This window comes from Qipengyuania thermophila, from assembly GCF_004153605.1.
In the GTDB taxonomy this organism is placed as follows: Bacteria; Pseudomonadota; Alphaproteobacteria; order Sphingomonadales; family Sphingomonadaceae; genus Qipengyuania_B; species Qipengyuania_B thermophila.
In genome coordinates, this window is sequence record NZ_SDSI01000001.1 from 410,914 (window position 1) to 431,174 (window position 20,261).

Below are 20,261 nucleotides of genomic sequence, written 5' to 3' on the forward strand. Positions count from 1 at the left end.
GCGGCATTGCGTCTGCCGCCGTTAACGATATCAACTGGTCCATCACCAGCGGGCGAAAAGCCTGCGGCACATCGGGGGAAGAAGCATGAAGCTGGCTGCGGTATCCTTTCGCGCATTCGCTCTGGCGGGAGCGGGCATCGGCCTGATCGCGGCGCCTGCCGCGGCGCAGGACACCCGGACCGACACCGCGCAGCGGCAGCAGACCACGCCGGGCAGCACGACGCCCTCCCCTCTGGAGAGCGGCTCGGTGGATCAGGACAACACCAACGTCATCATCGTCACGGCGCAGGGTCGCGCCCAGGCGCTGGCTGACGTGCCGGTCGCCGTCTCGGCCATCACCGCCTCGACGCTGCAGAACTCGGGCACGACCGACATCCGCGAGCTGAACCAGGTCGCGCCATCGCTGCTGGTCTCCTCCACCAGCAACGAGGCGAACGGGTCGGCCCGCATCCGCGGGATCGGCACGGTGGGTGACAATCCGGGTCTGGAAAGCTCGGTTGCGGTCTTCATCGACGGTGTCTACCGGTCCCGTTCGGGCAGCGCGCTGTCGGAACTCGGCCCGCTCGACCGGATCGAGATCCTGCGCGGGCCGCAGGGCACGCTGGGCGGACGCAACTCCTCGGCGGGTCTGATCAGCATCTACACCGCGCCGCCGACCTTCGACTTCAACGGCTACGGCGCCTTCACCTACGGCAATTTTGACGCCATCCGCGTCGAGGCGGGCGTGAACGCCCCGTTCGGGGAAACGGTTGCCGCGCGCGTCGACGGCGTCTACTTCAAGCGCGACGGGTTCTACACCGACCTCGTCAACAACACCGACATCAACAACCGTGACCGCATCTTCGTGCGGGGCCAGCTGCTGTTCGAACCGACGGACGACGTCCGGTTCCGGCTGATTGGCGACTATGCCAAGCGGAACGAGGCCTGCTGCGCGGCGACCTTCGTGCAGCCGGAATTCGCGCCGCTCGCGCGGGTGGCGCCGGGGCTGAACAGCTTCGTGCGGCCGGAAGGCGGCGCGCCGCTGACGAGCACGTCGAACCCGATCATCCCGGTGCTGCTGGCGCTGGGGCAGGACCGCCGGGCGCTGACGCAGTCGACCTTCAACCGCAACCTGTACCTCACGCCGGGCCGCTCCTACGAGGGGGAGACCAAGGATTATGGCGTCTCGGGTGAACTGACCTGGAGCTTCGGCGGCGCCACGCTGACCTCCATCACCGGCTATCGCGAGTACGACAACTTCCAGGGATCGGACACCGACTACACGACGGTGGATCTGCTCTACCGCGCCCCCAACCGCTTCGGCGGCGCGCGGCAGTTCAAGACCTTCACACAGGAGCTGCGGCTGTCGGGTTCGCTGTTTGACGACCGGCTCGACTGGCTCGTGGGCGGCTATTACGCCAACGAACGCCTCCAGGTGCGCGACAACCTGCGCTTCGGGCGGCAGTACGGCACCTTCGCCTCTTGCCGGATCGCGCTCGCCATCAACCCCGCGCTCGTGAACCCGGCGGCGCCCAACTGCCTCGGCGCCAACGTCGCCGCGCTCACCGCCGCGAACGGGGGTGCCGGCGCCTTCGGACCGGCCACGCCGCTGATCATCGCCGGGATCAACAATCTGGCTCAGGTCAACGACCGCGGGTCCAATGGCGACATCTACAACCAGCGCTCGGAAAACTTCGCGCTGTTCACCCACAACATCTTCTCGATCACCGACACGGTCGATCTGACGCTCGGCCTGCGCTACACCAACGAGACGAAGACGCTCGACGCGCTGATCACCAACGACAACACCTTCTGCCCCGCCAACCGGGCGCTGCTGGGATCGCTGCTGACCAACCCGGCGCTCGGCGCGCTGACGCAGGGGATCGTCGGCCTGACCTGTCAGGGCAATTCCACCTCCGAGCTGAACAACCGGACGCTGGCCGACCGGCGGAGCGAGGACGAGTTCACCGGCACCGCCATCCTGTCGTGGAAACCGACGCCGGACCTGCTGACCTACGCATCCTATTCGCGCGGCTACAAGGCGGGCGGGTTCAACCTCGACCGCTCGGCGCTGGCCAACCCGCCCTTCTTCAATCCGGCGGCGATCAATGTCGCGGCGCTCCAGTTCGACCAGGAAACGGTCAACGCCTACGAGATCGGCCTCAAATACGCGACGCGGCCGCTCAGCATCAGCCTGGCGGCGTTCCGGCAGGAATTCTCCAACTTCCAGCTGAACACCTTCAACGGCTCGGTGTTCGTGGTGCAGAACGTCAACGCCTGCGGCACCGCGCTGGGCGGCGCCGACCGGGACGCCAGCGCGACGACCGGCGCCTGTTCGCCGGACGACGTGCGCGCAGGGGTCATCGCCCAGGGCGTCGAGGCGGAGATCGCTCTCAACCCCGTGCGCGATCTGGCGGTGTCGCTGGGCTTCACCTATTCGGACACGAAGTACCGCAACGACCTGATCGGCAACGCCACCGGCGCGCCGCTCGATCCGGCGCTCCGGCTGCTGCCGGGCGACAACCTGTCCAATGCGCCGGAGATCACCGCCACCTCGTCGATCACCTTCACGCCGGAAATCGTGCCCGGCGGCGCACGCGGGCTGTTCTTCCTCAACGCGCGCATGACCAGCGACTACAACACCGGTTCCGACCTGCTGTTCGGCAAGGAGCAGGACGGCTTCGTCGTGGTGAACGGCCGCGTCGGCATCACCAACATCGCCGGCCGCTTCGCGATCGAGGGCTGGGTGCAGAATCTGTTCAACACGGACTACACTCAGGTCGCGTTCAACACGCCGTTCGTGGCGCCGCAGCAGACGTTCTCCGCCTTCCTCGCCGAACCGCGGACTTACGGCATCACCGTGCGCGCCGAGTTCTGAGACGCCGAGCAGTCAGGCTGCGGTCCGGACGTTGCGCCCGGACCGCGGCTCAGCTCTGTGCCGGGCGCAGCTGCGCCGCCACCGCGTGAAGGTCGGGCGCAATGAGGGTGCACAGGGCGCGGATGTCGGCCGCGGGTTCCAGCAGGTCCGGGACCATCACGGTCACCGCTCCCGCCGCAGCGGCCGATCGGACCCCGTTGTGCGAATCTTCCAGGGCCAGGCACTGCTGCGGCTGTGCCCCCAGACGGGCGGCGGCCTCGAGGTAGGGTGCCGGATGCGGCTTGCCTGAGGCGGTGTCGCCATGCGCCACGACCGCCGCGAACCGGCCGGCGAGGCCGAACGCGGCGAGGTTGCGCTCCACACAGCGGTGGGCGGACGAGGTGACGAGGCCGCACGCCAGCCCCAGGCGCGCGGCGGAATCGAGCAGCTCGGTGGCGCCGGCCTTCAGCCGCAGGCCTGTCTCGACAAGGCCATCCATGTGCACATGGCACCGGTCGTGGAAGGCTTCCGGATCGACCGCGGAGCCGAACTCGTCGCGAATGAGCTGCCAGTTCGTCTCGCGCGGGTTGCCGAGCAGGCGGACATAGAAGTCGCGGGTGACGCGCAGCCCCCGTTCCTTGCCCGCGGCCTCCATGGCGCGGAAGAACAGGCGTTCGGTGTCGAACAGCAGCCCGTCCATGTCGAACAGCACCGCCGCGACGGTGCGGCCGGCAAACCGCGCCTCAGCCATCCCGCTCGCCGAACAGCGCGGTGCCCACACGGACATGCGTCGCCCCGAGCAGGATCGCGGTGTCGAAGTCGCCACTCATCCCCATCGACCGCCCCGGCAGGCCGATGTCGGCAGCCAGCTTGTCCAGCAGGGCGAAAAAGGGCGCCGGCTCGACGCCGAGGGGCGGCAGGCACATCAACCCGGCGAGCGGAAGGTCAGCGCGGCGGGACTCCTCCACAAGAGCAGGCAGCGCCGCCAGCGGGCAGCCGCCCTTCTGCGCCTCCCCGGCGATGTTCACCTGCACGAAGCACGGCACCCGGCGGCCCGTGCGGTCGGAGGCGCGTGCGAGGGCGGCAACGAGGCTCGGCCGGTCGAGCGAATGGATGGTGTCGAACAGACGCACGGCGTCCTCGGCCTTGTTCGACTGAAGCTGGCCGACGAGGTGGAGCCGCACATCGGGACACTCGTCCCGCAGAGCCGGCCACTTGGCGGCTGCCTCGCTCACCCGGTTCTCGCCGAAATCGCGCTGCCCCGCCCGCAGCAGCGGCCGGATGGCGTCGGCAGGCCGGGTCTTGCTGACCGCGATCAGCGTCACCTCCGCCGGGTCGCGCGAGGCGATGCGGCAGGCGCGGGCGATCCGGTCCTGTATGGTGGCGAGCGCCTGGCTTGGGTCGGGCATCACGCGCCGCTATAGCGTTGCCGTGCCTGACGACCAGCCCCTTCCCCGTGTCTGGCTGCTGACCGATGCGCGGAACGACGCGGTGCTGGACCAGGCGATCAGCGCCCTGCCGCCCGGCAGCGGAGTGGTTTTCCGCCATTACCACCTCTCCGGCCACGAACGGCAGGACCGCTTCGCCGGGATCGCCGCAGCCGCACGCGCGGCGGGTCATCGCGTGGTCCTGTCCGCCTCCGCCGACGAGGCAGCGGCATGGGGTGCGGATGGCGCCTACGGCCCGCTGGAGAGACTGGCGCCGTCCGCCGGCCTGCTTCGGCTTGCCGCCGCCCACGACAGGCGCGAGTTGCTCGCGGCGGCCGCGGCCCGTGTCGACGGGATCTTCCTTTCGCCCGTGTTCCCCACCCGGTCGCACCCCGGTGCTCCTGCGCTCGGGCCGGACGGCTTCAAGGAGCTGGCGTCGCTCACCCGGGTGCCGGTGATCGCGCTTGGCGGCATGACGGCCGCGAGGGCGCGGGCGATGGGCTGGCCGCGCTGGGGCGCCATTGACGGGCTTGCCGCGAAGGTGCGGTCGCGAAGCGGTTGACGCGGCGGCGCGGCCCGCCGCATGATGCGGGCCGGATCCCACAGAGCGGGCAGGGGCAGCATCACATGGCATCGCGGGCGCAGACACGGGTCGCACCTGGCTGGCGCGTCGCGGTCCGCAGCTCGGCCGCCCGCGCGGGGCGGATCCTGGGCGCGGCGGTCCTGCTGCTGCTCGGCGCATCCCTGCTGCTGGCGCTGCTCACCTACACGCAGACCGATCCCAGCCCCTCCACCGCCGCCAGCGGCACGGACATCGGCAACTGGCTGGGCCGGCCCGGGGCGTGGTGGGCGGACCGGTTGTATCTCATTCTGGGCTGGACGGCGCTCGTCGTGCCGCTGATCCTGTTTCAGGGCGCGGCGGCGCTCTGGCACGAGCGGGACCGCGAGCGCGGCTCGTGGCGGCAGCAGATCGCCCGCGCGGCGCTGCTGCTGCTCGCGGGCGCCGTGTGCCTTGGCACGGCGCTGACGCTGCTGCTGGGCAGCGGCGTGCAGGGACTGCCGGCAGGAGCGGGAGGTCTTGGCGGACTGCTCGGTGCGCAGGTGGTGCAGGCTCTCGCCGCCACAGCCGGCCCGGCGTCGGGAGGCTGGCTGACGGTGCTGATCGCGCTGGCGGCGCTGGCGGGGGGTGGCGCCGTGCTGGCGCGGCTGATGGGGGTTGGCAGGGAGCATGCGGTGCGTCTCGCGCGGGCCTTGCCGCTGCCGCCGGGCCGTGCCGCGCCGGGCGAGGCGGCGGCCGCCGCGGACAGCGCCGCCGTCCCCGCAGCGGATCCGGCGCCGCCCGTTCCGGAAGGCGACACGCCTGCACCGGCGCCGGCCGAAGCGGCGCCGCGCCGCACGCCGACGATTGCCGACCCGCATGCCGCCGTGCGTCCAGCCCCGCCCCGGCCCCAGCAGGGCGACATGTTCACCGACTTCGCCCTGCCGCCGCTCGACCTGCTCGCCGCGCCCACGGACGAGAAGGTGCAGCCGCTCGACAAGCTGGCGCTCGAACGCAACGCCCGTCTGCTCGAGACGGTGCTGGACGACTTCAACGTCAAGGGCGAAATCACCGCGGTCCGCACGGGGCCGGTGGTGACCATGTACGAGCTGGAACCGGCGCCCGGCATCAAGGCGAGCCGGGTTGTCGGCCTGGCCGAGGACATCGCCCGCAACATGAGCGCCATTTCCGCGCGCGTGTCGACCATTCCGGGCAAGACGGTGATGGGCATCGAACTGCCCAATGCGCAGCGGCAGACGATCTCCTACCGCGAGCTGGTCGCTTCCGCGAGCTTTGCCGAGGCCAAGGGTGCCCTGCCGATCATCCTCGGCAAGGACATCGCCGGCGAGCCGATCGTCGCAGATCTCGCCGCCATGCCGCACCTGCTGGTGGCCGGCACGACCGGATCGGGCAAGTCGGTGGGGCTGAACGCGATCCTGCTGTCGCTCCTTTACCGCTTCTCCCCCGCCGAATGCCGGCTGATCCTCGTCGATCCCAAAGTGCTCGAGCTCAAGGTGTATGACGACATCCCGCACCTCCTGTCGCCGGTGGTGACAGAGCCGGCAAAATCCGTTCGGGCGCTCAAATGGGCGGTCGAGGAGATGGAGCGGCGCTACCGCATGATGTCCTCCGTCAACTCGCGCAACATCGGCGGCTTCAACGAAAAGGTGCGGGCTGCCGCGGCGCGGGGCAAGCCGCTGGGGCGGCGGGTGCAGACCGGCTTCGACCCGGAAACGGGCGAGGAGCTGTTCGAGGAAGAGCAGCTCGACTACCAGCCGCTGCCCCTCATCGTCCTGATCGTCGACGAGCTTGCCGATCTCATGGTGACGGTCGGCAAGGAGATCGAGGTGCTGATCCAGCGCCTGTCGCAGAAGTCGCGCGCGGCTGGCATCCACCTCATCATGGCGACGCAGCGCCCCTCCGTCGACGTCATCACCGGCGTCATCAAGGCCAACCTCCCGACCCGCATCTCCTTCAAGGTGACCAGCCGCATCGACAGCCGCACGATCCTGGGCGAGCAGGGCGCGGAACAGCTGCTGGGCAAGGGCGACATGCTCTACAAGCCCAACACCGGGGCGACGCTGCGCGTCCACGGCCCGTTCGTCAGCGACGAGGAGGTGGAGCGGGTCGCCGACCACTGGCGCGCGCAGGGCAAGCCGGCCTATGTCGACGCCGTCACCGAGGAGCCCGAGGACGGCGGCTTCGCCTTCGGCGACGATGTCACCGCGTCGGACGATCCCGAGGAGCGCAAGTACCGGCAGGCCTGCCAGATCGTGTTCGAGGCGCAGAAAGCTTCCGGCTCCTGGCTGCAGCGCCAGATGGGCGTCGGATACAACACGGCGGCCAAGTGGATCGAGCGGATGGAGAGCGAAGGGCTGGTGAGCGCGGCCGACCATGTCGGGCGGCGCGAGGTGTTCCGCGACCGCGACGGCAATGCTCTGTGACGCGGTGAGGCACGCAGGATCATGAACATCGCCGGCGCGGCGAGCGCCTCCGCCACCCCGGAGCGGGCGGAGCAGCGGCGCGCGCGCCACCCGCGCCGGTGGCAGTTCGGCCCGGTCGGACGCGCGCTGGCCAGACTTCGGCGGCACTGGCGCGACCACGGGCTCAAGGATCTCGATCATTCGGGCGTGGTTCTGAAGATCAAGGGCGAGGCGGCGCTGACGTGGCGGTATGCTTTCATGACCGCCATGTCGGCCGGCATCGCCATTCTCGGAATGCTGCTGTCCTCGCCCGCCGTGGTGATCGGCGCCATGCTGCTGTCCCCGCTGATGGGACCGATGCTCGGCGCGGGCTTTGCCCTTGCCATCGGCAACCAGCCGTGGCTGCGGCGCAGTGTCACGGCCCTCGTGGCGGGGATGCTGGTCGCCATCGCCTTTTCCGCCCTGCTCGTGTTCGCCTCGCCGCTGCAGACGGTGACGAGCGAGATCGCCGCCCGCACCCGGCCGAACCTGTTCGACCTGCTCGTCGCCCTGTTTTCCGCCCTCGCCGGCAGCTACGCGATGATCCGCGGGCGCGAGGGCGCCATCGTCGGCGTGGCGATTGCCGTGGCGGTGATGCCTCCGCTCGGCGCGGTCGGCTTCGGGCTCGCAACGATGAACTGGACGGTGTTCAGCGGCGCGCTGCTGCTGTTCTTCACCAACGCGATGACCATCACCCTGACGGCCGCGATCATGGCCCGCATCTACGGCTTCGGCTCGCACCTGTCGGGACGGTCGAGCACCCTTCAGAACATTTTCATCGCCCTCGCCTTTCTCGCGCTCGCTGTGCCGCTGGGGCTGACCCTCAGACAGATCGCCTTCGAGGCCAACAGCCAGCGGATCATCCAGAACGCCATCGCCGACCAGTTCGACAGCCCCGCCCGGATCAACGCGCTGGAGGTGGAGTGGGACAGCCAGCCGCTGACCGTGCGGGCGGTCGTGCTGACACCTGAATACCGCGCCCGTGTGGAGCAGGCGGTGCGGGCGCGGCTCGAACAGCTGTTCGACCGCCCCGTTCGCGTCTCGATCGAGCAGCTGCGCGTCGGCACCGGCAGCACAGCCGTCGAACCCGCCGCGCCCGGGGCCGCGAACCGCGCTGCCGCGGCCGAGCGCGAGGTGGCCCGGCTGACGGAGCAGATCGCCCTCATCGCCGGCGCGCCGCGCGCGGAGGTCATGCTCGATCGCGTCGGCCAGCGTGCCTTCGTTCCCGGACGGGCGCTGGCCGGTGTCGACCTCAGGGGGTGGCGGCAGCTCGAGCGCCGGGCGCAGGACGCCTGGCCCGACTGGGAGATCACCGTCCGCCCGCCGCCCGCCCAGCTGCCGGCGCTGTCCGGCGCCGACGGAGGAGACGCCGACACGAATGCCGAGGCGCTGGCGGTGATCGCGTGGGGCGCCCGGCGCACCGGGCTGGCGGTGGTGCTCACCGGGCGGGGAGCGGCCCTCGCCGCGGCGGCGGAGCGCCTGCGGGACGAGGGCGTGGCGGTCTCCGAACGGACCGGCAGCGAGGCGGACCGGATCGTGGCCGAGTGGGAGGTGCCCGAAGGCTGAGCCGGAGCACGAGGCCGCTTGCTCCACGACTGGGCGCGCTGTAGGGCGCCTGCCAGTCGTCAAAGGATTGCTCCTTCGCCATGCGCATCGGTTGCCCCAGGGAAATCAAGAACCACGAGTACCGGGTCGGCCTGACCCCGGAGAGCGTGCACGAACTGGCCGATCGCGGGCACGAAGTGTGGGTGGAGACCGGCGCGGGGCTGGGCATCGGGGCCAGCGACGCCGCCTACCGTGACGCCGGCGCGCGCGTGGTGGACGGGCCGGAGCCGATCTTCGCCGAGTGCGAGATGGTGGTGAAGGTCAAGGAGCCGCAGCCCGAGGAGCGGGCGCGCCTGCGTCGCGGGCAGGTGCTCTACACCTACCTCCATCTTGCTCCCGACCCGGAGCAGACGGACGATCTCATCCGCTCGGGCGTCACCGCCATCGCCTACGAAACCGTGACCGGACCGAACCGGACCCTGCCGCTGCTCAAGCCGATGAGCCAGGTGGCCGGCCGGATGAGCGTTCAGGCGGGTGCCACCGCACTGGAAAAGGCGCAGGGCGGGCGCGGCGTGCTGCTGGGCGGGGTGCCCGGTGTTCTTCCCGGCAAGGTGTGCGTCATCGGCGGCGGGGTGGTGGGCTTCAACGCGGCGCAGATGGCCGTGGGCCTCGGCGCGGATGTCACCATTCTCGACCGCGATCCCGAAGTGCTGGAGCGGCTTGGCATCCATTTCGAGAGCCGGGCCAAGACACGCTTCTCGTCCAAGGCGAATCTCGAGGACGAGGTGGTGCAGGCCGATCTCGTGATCGGCGCGGTGCTGATCCCCGGCGCCGCGGCGCCCAAGCTCATCACCCGCGACATGCTGGGCCGGATGAAGCAGGGCGCGGTGCTGGTCGATGTGGCCATCGATCAGGGTGGCTGCTTCGAGACAAGCCGCCCCACGACTCACGCCGAGCCGACCTATGTCGTGGACGGGGTGGTGCATTACTGCGTCGCCAACATGCCGGGCGCCGTGGCGCGCACGAGCACCTACGCCCTCAACAACGTCACCTTGCCCCATGCGCTGCGGATCGCGGAGCTTGGATGGAAGCGGGCGCTTGCCGAGAACCCGCATCTCGCCGCGGGCCTCAACGTGCATGACGGGCACGTGACCTACGAGGCGGTGGCGCAGGAACTCGGCCACGCCTACCGCCCCGTGGACGAGGTGCTTGGCTGAGGAACCGGACGCAGGCGGCACCGTCGCCGCCTGGCATGCCGGTTGTTTTACCTTCTCCTAACCGGCGCCTGTCTATGGCTCCCCGATGGTCCGGTTGTTCCTGTGCATCGCGGCGGCGCTTGCCGTTCTGACGGGCTCTGCGGCCATGGCTGCACCCCAGGGCAAGAACAGCGTGGCGGCGTGCTGGACCAGCCTGCCACCCGCGCCCGCTCTGGCGGAGGCGCTCGCGTCGGCCAAATGGTCGTGCCGGAGGCGGATCTCGCATCTGACCGGGGAGCGGATCGCGGTGCGCTTCCCCCCCGCCACCGAGACAGGCGCACCGATCCGCCACTTCCGCGCCGGTCTGGGAAGTTTCGACCGCATCACCCTTGTCGGCGAGGACGCCGACGGCACCCTGCTCACGAGCGCGCACAGCTTCGATTCGGTTCAGCCGCTGTCGGGGCAGCCGCTCTTTGCCCTTCCCTTCCCGCAGCCCGCCGAAGCGGCCGCGTTCTACGCGGTGATCGAACGGCCGCGCACCGGGCACATCCTCCACGCCATCGGCGCCACCGCCAACCCGCCCGGCAGCGAACGGGGTGAGCGCCTTGCGGTCACCGCGCTGGCGCTGCTGCTGGGCATGCTGCTGGTGCCGCCGCTCCTCGACGTGGCGGTGTTCCGGGTGCTGCGCCGCGGCGTGTTCCTGCAGCACGCTCTCGTCACGCTGTGCGTGGCCGGTCTGCTGTTCGTCTGGTCCGGACTGGTGTTCGAGATCGTCGATCTCAGCATGGCCGGCTGGTACCGGCTGCTGATGGTGATGCTCGGCCTGTGCGGGGTCAGCGCATGCCTGTTCAAGCGCTCCTTTGCCCTTGCCTCGCGCACGAACCGCCGGGTGCCCGTCGCCTTGGCCGCCGGCGCCATCTACGCGGCGGTGATGACGGCGCTGTTCGCGGCGGGCGCGCTCGACACCCTCCTGCCCACCGGCACCTTCGGCTACACGCTGCTGCCCGTCCTGCTGCTGCTCGGCACCGTCATGGGCATCGAGTTCCGCAAGGGCACCGGCACGGCGCGGATGCAGGTCGCCGGCTGGGCCCCGCTGCTGCTCTTCTTCGCCGTCCAGATGATCGCCGACCTGTTCTCGTACCGTCTTCCGGCCGACGGCCTCGTGTTCCTCGGCATGGGCGTCTTCATCGAGACGGTCATGTCGACCATCGCCATCAGCCTCCTGTTCCTTGCCATCCGGCGCGAGCGCGACGTGGCGCAGGCCCGCGCGCAGGTCATGGGCAATCTGGCCGAGCGGGACCATCTCACCGGCCTGCTCAACCGCCGCGCCATCGACACCCGCTTCACCGGCCTGCGCAGCTGCGGCTACGACACGCTGGCGCTCATCGACATCGACCATTTCAAGGCCATCAACGATGTCAGCGGCCATTCGGTCGGCGATCAGGTGCTGGAGATCACCGCCCGCGTGCTGGCCAGCGACCCTGACAACATCGCCGTGCGCATGGGCGGGGAGGAGTTCCTGCTGCTGCTGCGCGGAGAGGATGCCGCCGCCCGGGCGGAGAAGCTCAGGCGGATGCTCTCGGTCCGGGTTGCGCGCGAGGTGGACGGGCTGGAACAGATCGTCACCGCGAGCATGGGGCTTCTGGTCCTGCCGTCCGACGCGCACGAACCCCTGTCGTTCTCGTCGGCCTATTCCCGCGCCGACCTGCTGCTCTATCAAGCCAAGCGCGAAGGCCGGAACCGCACCGTGACGGCGGTGTGGCGCCTGCTCGACCAGCGGCAGGACGGCTACGGCGAGCTTCCGGAACAGGACGGAACCGCTCCGGCCGCGGCCGCCTGAGGATCAGCTCCCGCCGCCGCCGTTGCCGGAACCCGGACCGGTTGCGGCGCGAAACGGCGCGGCAACGTCGTCACGCACACGCATCGGCCGGCCGCTGCTGCGCTCGATCAGGGCCCAGGTGCTGCGCGCTGCGACAAGCACCGGTCCGCCCGGCCGCCGGAACTCGACGCAGCGGTCGAACCGCGCCCCCCGCGGCGGGTCGGGGATGAAGGTGCGCGCCTCCACCGTCTCCCCTGTGCCGATGTTGCCGCGATAGTCGATCTCGTGCCGCGTCACGACCCACAGGAGGTCGCGCACATGCTCGGGCGCGGCGACCGCCTGCCAGTGGGCGGTGGCGATCTCCTGCACCCAGAGCAGCCAGACGGTGTTGTTGACATGCCCGAGCTCGTCGATGTCCGCGGCGGCGGCGGTGAACGTCATCGCGAAGGCGGGCCGATCCCGGTCCACCTACGGTGCCAGACCCAGCTGCCAGAGGATGAACGCGTATTCCTCCGCCGTTTCGCGCAGGGCGGTGAACCGGCCCGACTTGCCGCCGTGTCCGGCGCCCATGTTGGTCTTGAGCAGCAGGATGTTGTCGTCGGTCTTGGTCGCACGCAGCCGCGCCGCCCACTTCGCCGGCTCCCAGTAGGTCACCCGCGGGTCGTTGAGCCCCGCCGTGATGAGGAGCGGCGGGTAGTCCTGCGCCCGGACGTTGTCGTAGGGGGAATAGGCGCGGAGCGTTTCGAACGCGGCCCGGTCGGTGATCGGGTCGCCCCATTCGGGCCACTCTCCGGGAGTGAGCGGCAAGGTGCCGTCCAGCATGGTGTTCAGGACGTCGACGAACGGCACATGGGCCACCACCGCGCCCCACAGGTCGGGATCGGAATTGATCACCGCTCCCATCACCGTGCCCCCGGCCGAACCGCCCGAGGCGCTGATCCGCCCCGGCGTGGTATAGCCGGCGGCGATCAGCCCGCGCGCGGCGTCGACGAAGTCGGTGAAGGTGTTGGTGCGCTGTGCAAGCTTGCCGGCAAGGTACCAGTTGCGTCCCAGATCATCGCCGCCCCGCACATGGGCGATGGCAAAGGCCATGCCCCGGTCGAGCAGGCTGAGCCGGCTGGTGGAAAAGCCCGGCGGCACGGCGATGCCGTAGGAGCCGTACGCATACAGGTGCAGCGGCCCGCCCGGACCGCCGTTCAGCGCATCGCGGTCGCGCCGGTAGACGATCGACACCGGCACCCGTGTTCCGTCGCGGGCGGTGATGTCCACCCGCTCCGTGGCGTAAAGCGCCGGATCATACCCGCTCGGAATCTCCTGCCGCTTCAGCAGTTCCAGCCGCCCGTCCGCGACATGGTAGTCGAACACCGACCCCGGAGTGACCATCGACTGGTAGGACAGCCGCAGCCGGTCGGTGGCGTATTCGGGATTGCTGGACAGGCCGGCGACGAAGCTCGCCTCGGGGAAGGCGATGGGAGTCGCCGCGGCCGGATCGGAGTAGGACCGCACCTCGATCTGGTCGAGACCCTGCCGCCGCCCTTCCGTGACGAAGAAGTCGCGGAACAGCGACACTTCGGTGAGATAGAAGCTGTCCGAGCCGGGGATCAGCGTTTGCCACGCGCCCGGCTGCGCGAGCGGCGCCGTGGCGAGGCGGAAGTTCACATGCTCGTCATTCGTGAGGACGAAGACGGTGCCCTCGCGAACATCGACGCTGTACTCCACCCCCTTCTGCCGCGGCCGCACCAGCACCTGCGGCCCGGTCGGATCGTCGGCGCGCACAAGCCGCACCTCGCTCGTCTCGTTGTCGCCCGTGCTGATGATCAGCCAGTCTTCCTGCGCCGACAGGTCGCTGTCGACCCGGAACCCCTCGTCGGCTTCCTTGTACAGCTCGATGTCCGCGTCGACCGGCGTGCCGAGCCGGTGCAGCCGGGCATTGTCGACCCGCCATTCGGGCGTCGCCAGCCCGTATACCAGCGCCGTGTCGTTCGCCACCCACACCGGTCCGGTCAGCGTTCCGGGAATGGCATCCGGGAGGAGCTCGCCCGTTTCCAGATCCTTGATCCGGATGGTGAACCGCTCCGACCCGTCGTCGTCATAGGAGTAGGCGAGATAACGGCCGTTGCGGCTGACCGTCGCCGCGCCGAGGCGGAAATACTCCTTGCCTTCGGCGAGCTGGTTCTCGTCCAGGATGAGCGTGGCGCGCGCCTCCGCCCCGGCCGCACCAGCAGGCCGGCGGTAATGCTTGCGGTACTGCGCGCCCGTGTCGAAGGCCGACCAGTACACCCAGTCGCCGTCCTTCTGCGGCACGGTGCTGTCGTCCTCCTTGATGCGCCCGCGCATCTCGGCAAACAGCGTCTCCACCAGCGTTTCCCGCGGCGCCATGACCGCCTCGAAATAGGCGTTCTCCGCCTCGAGATAGGCGAGCACGTCGGCGTCGTCGATGGTCGGGTAGGACTGGTCGCGCAACCAGTGATACGGATCGTCCAGGGTTTCCCCATGCACGGTGACACGGTGCGGCCGCCGTTCGGCGACCGGCGGCGTGGGCCTGGCCGCCGCGGCCCATCTGGGCTGGGGGTCCGCAGCGGGGTTCGGGCTGGCGTTGGCGGCCGCAGCTTCGGCCAGAGCGTCAGGGGTGTCGGACACGCGGACTTCCTGTGATTGCGGGATATGGGCGCAGGCGCCAAGCATGGCGGCGCCACATGCGGCGAGAAGGGGGATCAGACCTCGTGACCGCACGCGGCGTTCTCCTGCTGGTGGCGCGGTGGCGCGGGTGGAAAGACGGGCAGCGTCGTCCTATGGTGCCCGCGGACCGCCGGCAAGCCCGTCCGTCCGCAGCGCAAGGAACCCGCCTCATGCTCCAGCATACCCTCGAAGCCCGCCTGAGCGCCCTGCGCGAGGAACTCGTCGCGCGCGGCCTCGACGGATTCGTGGTGCCGATCAGCGACGAACACATGAGCGAGTATGTGGGCGACTACGCGCAGAGGCTGGCCTGGCTGACGGGCTTTGGCGGCTCGGCCGGCAGCGCGGTGGTGCTCTCGCGCGGCTACGAGGGGCGCGGGGCGGCCGTGTTCGTCGACGGCCGTTACACGCTGCAGGTCCGCGATCAGGTTCCCGCCGCCCTCTACGAACATGTCGGGGTGCCTCAGTCCTCTGTGGCGCAGTGGCTGGCAGACCACGCGCCGGACGGGGCGCGGATCGGCTACGACCCGTGGCTGCACACCGCCGCGTTCGTGCGCACGCTGACGGATGCGCTGCGCGGCAGGGGCGGCGTCGCCGTCGCGGTCGACGACAATCCCGTCGATGCGATCTGGCCCGACCAGCCCCTGCGGTCCGCCGCTCCGGTCATGCTGCACGCCCATGCCGACGCGGGCGAGGACAGCGCGTCCAAGCGCGCCCGGATTGCCGACGCGCTGAGCACGGCGGGGGAAGATTCGGCGGTCATCGCGGCGCTGGACAGCGTCGCCTGGCTCTTCAACATCCGCGGCACGGACGTCGCGCACTCTCCGCTGGCCCTGGCCTTCGCGCTGGCGCACGCGGACGGCACGGCCGACCTGTTCCTTGCGGCCGAAAAGCAGACCCCCGACCTCGCGGCCCATCTCGGCAATGCCGTCCGCCTTCACGATCGCGACGCCTTCGTGCCGGCGCTGGGGGCACTCGGCGGGAAGCGTGTGCGGGTGGATCCGGAACGCTCGGTCGCCGCGATCACCCAGGCGCTGGAGAGCGCCGGAGCGACCGTTGTGGCCGCGACCGACCCGACCGTGCTGCCAAAGGCGATCAAGAACCGGGTGGAGCAGGACGGCCATCGCGCCGCACAGGTCCGCGACGGCGCGGCGGTGGCGCGCTTCCTGCACTGGCTCAGTGTCACCGCGCCCCGCGGCGAGGTCGACGAGCTGTCCGCGGCGGCACGGCTGCACGCCTTCCGCGAAGACACCGGACTGCTGGTCGACACCTCCTTCGACACGATATCGGGCGCGGGGCCGAACGGCGCGGTGGTGCATTACCGCGCGACGGAGGAGACAAACCGCCTGCTCGAGCCGGGGAGCCTCTATCTGGTCGATTCCGGCGGTCAGTATCGCGACGGCACCACCGACATCACCCGCACGGTGTGGATCGACACGCTGGAAGGGACGGCACCCACGGCCGAGATGCGCGACCGCTTCACCCGCGTGCTCAAGGGGCACATCGCCCTTGCCGCCGCCGTCTTCCCCGAAGGGACGAGCGGCGGGCAGCTCGACGTGCTCGCGCGCCAGCACCTGTGGGCCGCGGGCCTCGACTACGCGCACGGCACCGGCCACGGCGTCGGCAGCTTCCTGTGCGTGCACGAGGGTCCGGCGCGGATCGCCAAGCCGCAAGGAGGCCAGGCCGGCACGGCGCATCCGCTGCATGCGGGCATGATCCTGTCGAACGAACCGGGCTTCTACAAGGAAGGCGCATGGGGCATCCGGATCGAGAACCTCGTGCTGGTGGAGCCGCGTGCCCTGCCGGGTGCGGAAACGGGATTCCTGGGCTTCGAGACGCTGACCTTCGCCCCCATCGACCGGCGGCTCGTCGAGCCCGGCCTGCTCAGCGAGGCCGAACGGACCTGGCTCGACGACTATCACGCACAGGTGCTCCGCCGCATTGGGCCGCAGCTCGACGGGGACGTGCTGGCCTGGCTCGAGGAGCAGTGCGCGCCGCTCTGAAAGCGACGGCGGTCGGGGGAGAACGGCCCGCCGGCACGGGCTTGCGGCCGGCTGTCGATGCGGTTCAGCGACTCGCAAGGCGCGGGCGTCCAGATTGACCTTTCGCGGGCGCAGCGGCCCACGGCCGGCCAGGCGCCCATCCGTTCTCAGTCCGCGGCGCCCGTGCGTCCGGCGAAACAGGATAACCCCTATGCACCGCTTCACCTTCTTCCTTGCCGCTGGCTCACTTGCCGCCGCCGCCAGCACCGTCGCCGCCGCACAGCCGGCCGAGCGCGCGCCGCAGACCCGGGAGGCCGCGATTGCGCAGGCCGAGCGTGCGTTCGCCGCACTGGATGCGAATGGCGATGGCGTTGTCGATGCCCGCGACATGGAGACGCGCCGGCAGCAGATGTTCGCGCGTCTCGACACCAACGGGGACGGCGTCGTCAGCCGGGCCGAATGGGATGCCGCTGCCGCGCAGCGTGCGCAGCGCGGCGGCGACCGGCGCGCCGGCGCCGGTCCGCGCGGCCGCTGGGCGCAGCGCGAGGGCGCGACGGGCCTGACCCGCGAACAGTTCGTGGCCGCGGCCACCGCCCGCTTCGACCGCGCCGACGCAAACCGCGACGGCACGGTGAGCGCGGACGAGCGCCGCGCCGTCCGCGAGGCGTTCCGCACGGAGCGGCGCAGCGGCAACTGAACGGGCCGGTAGGGCGCAGGCGCGGCGCGTGCCTTCGCCCGCGCTCCGACGGCCGCGCCCCCTGGTTCCCGTCTGCCGCGAACGCGCCCGCACGCCGGGCGCGATCCGGCTCCGCACCCTCTTCCAAATTCCCCGCCCCGCTTTATGGCGGGAGCCGTGGCCGAGACAGCTCCCTTCGTCCTGCTCGACGACGCGCGCGATGATCCGGCGGCGGAGGCACGGCTCTATGAGCATCCGGCGGAGGTCTTCGTCGCCCGGCGCCCCGCGGATGTCGGCCCCGTTCTCGCCGCGGCTCAGGACGCCCTGCAGTCGCGGGGCGGAACGCTGGCGGGCTGTCTTGCCTATGAAGCCGGGCTGGCGCTGGAGCCGCGGCTGGCCCCTCTCGTCGCCGGGCGCAGCGGGAGTGCCGGGCCGCTCGTCTGGCTGGCCCGTTTCGACCGGTGCGAAACCATCAAGGGCGCGGATGTTGCCGCGCGTCTCGCCGCCCGCAGCGACGCAGCGGTGCGGGCACCCGGCATCGGTCCGCTGGACCCGGCGGTCGGCCCCGGCACCTACGCCGCACAGGTGGCGCGCCTCCAGCGGGCGATCGCCGACGGCGACATCTACCAGGCGAACCTCACCTTCGCGCTCGAAGGCGGGTACGAGGGCGATCCGGTGGCGCTGTACGCGGCCTTGCGCCCGCTTGCCGGAGCAGGGCACGGCGCGCTGATCCACGACGGCGGCCACTGGCTGCTGTCCTTCTCGCCGGAACTGTTCGTGGCGCTCACATCCGGCACGCTGACGGCGCGGCCGATGAAGGGCACGCGGCCACGCGGCGCCGACGCGGCGCACGACCGGGCGCTGCGCGAGGCGCTCGCCGGCTCGGCCAAGGACCGGGCCGAGAACCTGATGATCGTCGATCTGATGCGCAACGATCTGGCGCGCATCGCGCAGCCGGGCAGCGTGCAGGTGGCCGAGCCGTTCCGCATCGAGAGTTTCCCCACCGTTCACCAGATGGTGACGGAGGTGACGGCGATGCTTGCCGACGGCGTCACGGGGCTGGACGTGCTGAAAGCGCTGTTCCCGTCCGGCTCGATCACCGGCGCGCCGAAGATGCGGGCCATCGAACTCCTCGCCGATGTCGAGAGCGCGCCCCGCGGTCCCTATTGCGGGGCGATCGGCCGCTGGGAGGCCGGTGGCGACATGGCGTGGAACGTGGCCATCCGGACGCTGCGCCTCACGCCGGTCGAGAACGCGCGCGGCACGGCCGTGCTCGGCGTCGGCTCCGCCATCGTCGCTGACAGCGACCCGATGACCGAATGGCGCGAATGCCTGACCAAGGGCGCCTTCGTGCGCGCCGGCGGCCCTGAAACGGGCGTGGCCCGCTTCGATCTTCTGGAGACGATGCGCGCCGACGGGACGGGCCGCATCGAGCTGCTCGCGCTGCACCTGCAGCGGCTCGAGGCGAGCGCCCGGGAACTGGGCGCCGCCATCGACCTGCACGAGATCCGCAACCTCGTGCAGGCGGCGTGCTTCCGCATCGAGCGCCCATCCGTGGTGCGCCTTCGCCTTTCGCGCAGCGGCAAGGTGGCGGTCGAGACGCGCCCCCTGCCCGCCGCATGGCCGGAGCCGGCCGGCTGCATCCTGCTGCCGCTTCCGGTCGATCCGGGCGACTGGCGCCTGCGCCACAAGACGAGCGACCGCCACTTCTACGACGAGGCAAGCGCGGCCGCAGCGTCGGCCGGGGCGCAGGAGGCTCTGCTCGTCGCACCCGGCGGCGAAGTGACGGAAGGCGCGATCACCAGCGTGTTCGTGCCCGACGGCGCGGGACGGCTCGTCACCCCGCCGCTGGCGCTCGGCCTGCTGCCGGGCGTGCTGCGCCGTTCGCTGCTCGACAGCGGCAAGGCTCGCGAAGGCGTGGTCCGGCCGGCCGATCTGGCGAACGGGTTCTTTGTCGGCAATGCGGTCCGCGGCCTTGTGCCGGCGCGGCTTCAGCCGTGACCCCGCATCCGCCGATCCTGTTCGAGGATGCCGAGGCGCTGGTCATCGACAAACCCGGCGGCTTGCCGATCGAACGGCCGCGCCGGGGCGGCGCCGCCCTTGAAGACCATTACGATGCCCTTCGGCTCGGCTTCGCGCGCGCGCCCGTCCCCGTGCACCGGCTGGACACCGACACGTCCGGATGCCTGCTGCTCGCACGTCATCCGCGGGCGCTCGCCCGGTTTGCCCGCGCCTTCGCGGAGCGACGGGTGGACAAGACCTATGTGGGCATCCTTGCAGGCACGCTTGCCGGTGAGGAGGGGACGATCGCACTCGCTCTCGCCAAGATCAGCAGCGCCGGCAAGGGCTGGCGCATGATCGCGGCCCGCAGGGGCAAGCCGGCGCTCACCCACTGGGAGCGGCTGGCGACGGCCGGCGGCCTGTCGCTGGTGCGCTTTCGGCCGGTGACCGGACGCACGCACCAGATCCGGGTCCACGCGGCGGAAGGGCTCGGCCTGCCCCTGCTGGGCGATCCGGTCTACGGCGCGCCCGATCCGCGCACCGGACGGACGATGCTTCACGCCGAACAGCTGGCGCTGCCGAGGGCGGGCAAGCCCGGGATCGAGGCGAAGGCTCCATGGCCGCCCGACTTCGCCCGGTTCGGCTTTGCCGAGTCCGGATGAGCGACGATGCCCTGATCGCCCGCGCCCTCAGGCTGGCGGAGGAGGTGTTCCTGGCCGGATCGGGGCCCGGCGGGCAGAACGCCAACAAGGTCGCGACCAGCGTGCAGTTGCGGGTCAGCGCCTACGATCTCCGGCTCGCGCCGCCCGTCTTCGCCCGGCTGCGGGCGATTGCCGGCCACCGGATGACCGGCAGCGGAGACATCCTCGTGACCGCGAGCGCCCACCGCACGCAGGAGGCGAACCGGACAGAGGCGCGCGCCAAGCTGGCGGCTCTCCTCGAGGAAGCGCAGCGCCGGCCCACCCGGCGTGCCAAATCGCGCCTCAACCGGGTGGGCAAGACGAAACGGCTGGCCGGCAAGAAGGCCCGCGGTGCGGTGAAGGCAGGGCGGGGGAAGGTCGAGTGGTGACACTTGGGCCCCGCCCCGGCTGCGCCGCTCCCGG

At 70.8% G+C, this 20,261-nt stretch carries 15 protein-coding genes; 11 read left to right on the forward strand and 4 right to left on the reverse strand.

The window, feature by feature from the left end; all coding sequences use genetic code 11:
• Positions 1-85 precede the first annotated feature (85 nt).
• Positions 86-2,857 carry a TonB-dependent receptor gene (locus tag ETO60_RS01985; protein WP_130002247.1) on the forward strand — a complete coding sequence of 924 codons (2,772 nt, stop codon included), beginning with the start codon at positions 86-88 and terminating at the stop codon, positions 2,855-2,857.
• A gap of 49 nt (positions 2,858-2,906) precedes the next feature.
• Here ETO60_RS01985 and ETO60_RS01990 read toward each other — a convergent pair whose 3' ends face one another.
• Both ETO60_RS01990 and ETO60_RS01995 read right to left on the reverse strand, forming a co-directional pair.
• The gene (locus ETO60_RS01990; protein ID WP_130002249.1) at positions 2,907-3,587 is read right to left on the reverse strand and encodes an HAD family hydrolase; all 681 of its coding nucleotides are present in this window, start codon (positions 3,585-3,587) and stop codon (positions 2,907-2,909) included.
• Positions 3,580-4,245: a YggS family pyridoxal phosphate-dependent enzyme gene (locus ETO60_RS01995; RefSeq protein WP_130002251.1), complete on the reverse strand. Its 666-nt coding sequence runs from the start codon at positions 4,243-4,245 to the stop codon at positions 3,580-3,582. Before ETO60_RS01995 ends, ETO60_RS01990 begins: the two co-directional genes overlap by 8 nt.
• A 22-nt stretch (positions 4,246-4,267) precedes the next feature.
• On the opposite strand from ETO60_RS01995, the gene ETO60_RS02000 reads away from it, so the two are divergent.
• The 5 genes from ETO60_RS02000 (at position 4,268) to ETO60_RS02020 (ending at position 11,844) form a co-directional block, all read left to right on the forward strand.
• Positions 4,268-4,825, forward strand: coding sequence for a thiamine phosphate synthase (locus tag ETO60_RS02000; RefSeq protein WP_234026265.1), 558 nt, complete (start codon positions 4,268-4,270; stop codon positions 4,823-4,825).
• A gap of 65 nt (positions 4,826-4,890) precedes the next feature.
• Positions 4,891-7,245, forward strand: a complete 2,355-nt coding sequence (locus ETO60_RS02005; RefSeq protein ID WP_130002253.1) for an FtsK/SpoIIIE family DNA translocase — start codon at positions 4,891-4,893, stop codon at positions 7,243-7,245.
• A gap of 21 nt (positions 7,246-7,266) precedes the next feature.
• The gene (locus tag ETO60_RS02010; protein WP_130002255.1) at positions 7,267-8,829 is read left to right on the forward strand and encodes a DUF389 domain-containing protein; all 1,563 of its coding nucleotides are present in this window, start codon (positions 7,267-7,269) and stop codon (positions 8,827-8,829) included.
• A gap of 80 nt (positions 8,830-8,909) precedes the next feature.
• A complete protein-coding gene (ald, locus tag ETO60_RS02015; RefSeq protein WP_130002257.1) occupies positions 8,910-10,025 on the forward strand; it encodes an alanine dehydrogenase in 1,116 nt (371 codons plus the stop codon).
• Positions 10,026-10,170: 145 nt separating this feature from the next.
• Positions 10,171-11,844, forward strand: coding sequence for a GGDEF domain-containing protein (locus ETO60_RS02020; protein ID WP_165362085.1), 1,674 nt, complete (start codon positions 10,171-10,173; stop codon positions 11,842-11,844).
• Between the two features lie 3 nt (positions 11,845-11,847).
• Here the strand turns inward: ETO60_RS02020 and ETO60_RS02025 are convergent, their stop codons facing one another.
• Complete coding sequence (locus tag ETO60_RS02025; RefSeq protein ID WP_130002261.1) at positions 11,848-12,264, reverse strand: acyl-CoA thioesterase; 417 nt, start codon at positions 12,262-12,264, stop codon at positions 11,848-11,850.
• Between the two features lie 27 nt (positions 12,265-12,291).
• Positions 12,292-14,463, reverse strand: coding sequence for a S9 family peptidase (locus tag ETO60_RS02030; RefSeq protein WP_390612452.1), 2,172 nt, complete (start codon positions 14,461-14,463; stop codon positions 12,292-12,294).
• A gap of 209 nt (positions 14,464-14,672) precedes the next feature.
• On the opposite strand from ETO60_RS02030, the gene ETO60_RS02035 reads away from it, so the two are divergent.
• The 5 genes from ETO60_RS02035 to arfB all read left to right on the forward strand — a co-directional run bounded on the left by ETO60_RS02035 (position 14,673) and on the right by arfB (position 20,227).
• Positions 14,673-16,502 carry an aminopeptidase P family protein gene (locus tag ETO60_RS02035; RefSeq protein WP_130002263.1) on the forward strand — a complete coding sequence of 610 codons (1,830 nt, stop codon included), beginning with the start codon at positions 14,673-14,675 and terminating at the stop codon, positions 16,500-16,502.
• Between the two features lie 190 nt (positions 16,503-16,692).
• Positions 16,693-17,178, forward strand: a complete 486-nt coding sequence (locus ETO60_RS02040; RefSeq protein WP_130002265.1) for an EF-hand domain-containing protein — start codon at positions 16,693-16,695, stop codon at positions 17,176-17,178.
• 144 nt (positions 17,179-17,322) lie between these two features.
• Complete coding sequence (gene pabB, locus ETO60_RS02045; RefSeq protein WP_130002266.1) at positions 17,323-19,158, forward strand: aminodeoxychorismate synthase component I; 1,836 nt, start codon at positions 17,323-17,325, stop codon at positions 19,156-19,158.
• Positions 19,155-19,820 carry an RluA family pseudouridine synthase gene (locus ETO60_RS02050; RefSeq protein ID WP_130002267.1) on the forward strand — a complete coding sequence of 222 codons (666 nt, stop codon included), beginning with the start codon at positions 19,155-19,157 and terminating at the stop codon, positions 19,818-19,820. Before pabB ends, ETO60_RS02050 begins: the two co-directional genes overlap by 4 nt.
• Complete coding sequence (gene arfB / locus ETO60_RS02055; RefSeq protein WP_130002269.1) at positions 19,817-20,227, forward strand: alternative ribosome rescue aminoacyl-tRNA hydrolase ArfB; 411 nt, start codon at positions 19,817-19,819, stop codon at positions 20,225-20,227. The genes ETO60_RS02050 and arfB overlap by 4 nt, the downstream gene beginning before the upstream one ends.
• The last annotated feature ends 34 nt before the right edge of the window (positions 20,228-20,261 follow it).

What these genes read in the sequence shown, in the direction of transcription:
- arfB (WP_130002269.1), top strand. Translation starts at nt 19,817, where the DNA reads ATGAGCGACGATGCCCTGATCGCCCGCGCCCTCAGGCTGGCGGAGGAG.
- ETO60_RS01990 (WP_130002249.1), bottom strand. Translation starts at nt 3,587, where the DNA reads ATGGCTGAGGCGCGGTTTGCCGGCCGCACCGTCGCGGCGGTGCTGTTC.
- ETO60_RS02025 (WP_130002261.1), bottom strand. Translation starts at nt 12,264, where the DNA reads ATGACGTTCACCGCCGCCGCCGCGGACATCGACGAGCTCGGGCATGTC.
- ETO60_RS02020 (WP_165362085.1), top strand. Translation starts at nt 10,171, where the DNA reads ATGGCTGCACCCCAGGGCAAGAACAGCGTGGCGGCGTGCTGGACCAGC.
- ETO60_RS02035 (WP_130002263.1), top strand. Translation starts at nt 14,673, where the DNA reads ATGCTCCAGCATACCCTCGAAGCCCGCCTGAGCGCCCTGCGCGAGGAA.
- ald (WP_130002257.1), top strand. Translation starts at nt 8,910, where the DNA reads ATGCGCATCGGTTGCCCCAGGGAAATCAAGAACCACGAGTACCGGGTC.
- ETO60_RS02040 (WP_130002265.1), top strand. Translation starts at nt 16,693, where the DNA reads ATGCACCGCTTCACCTTCTTCCTTGCCGCTGGCTCACTTGCCGCCGCC.
- ETO60_RS02010 (WP_130002255.1), top strand. Translation starts at nt 7,267, where the DNA reads ATGAACATCGCCGGCGCGGCGAGCGCCTCCGCCACCCCGGAGCGGGCG.
- ETO60_RS01995 (WP_130002251.1), bottom strand. Translation starts at nt 4,245, where the DNA reads ATGCCCGACCCAAGCCAGGCGCTCGCCACCATACAGGACCGGATCGCC.
- pabB (WP_130002266.1), top strand. Translation starts at nt 17,323, where the DNA reads ATGGCGGGAGCCGTGGCCGAGACAGCTCCCTTCGTCCTGCTCGACGAC.
- ETO60_RS02005 (WP_130002253.1), top strand. Translation starts at nt 4,891, where the DNA reads ATGGCATCGCGGGCGCAGACACGGGTCGCACCTGGCTGGCGCGTCGCG.
- ETO60_RS01985 (WP_130002247.1), top strand. Translation starts at nt 86, where the DNA reads ATGAAGCTGGCTGCGGTATCCTTTCGCGCATTCGCTCTGGCGGGAGCG.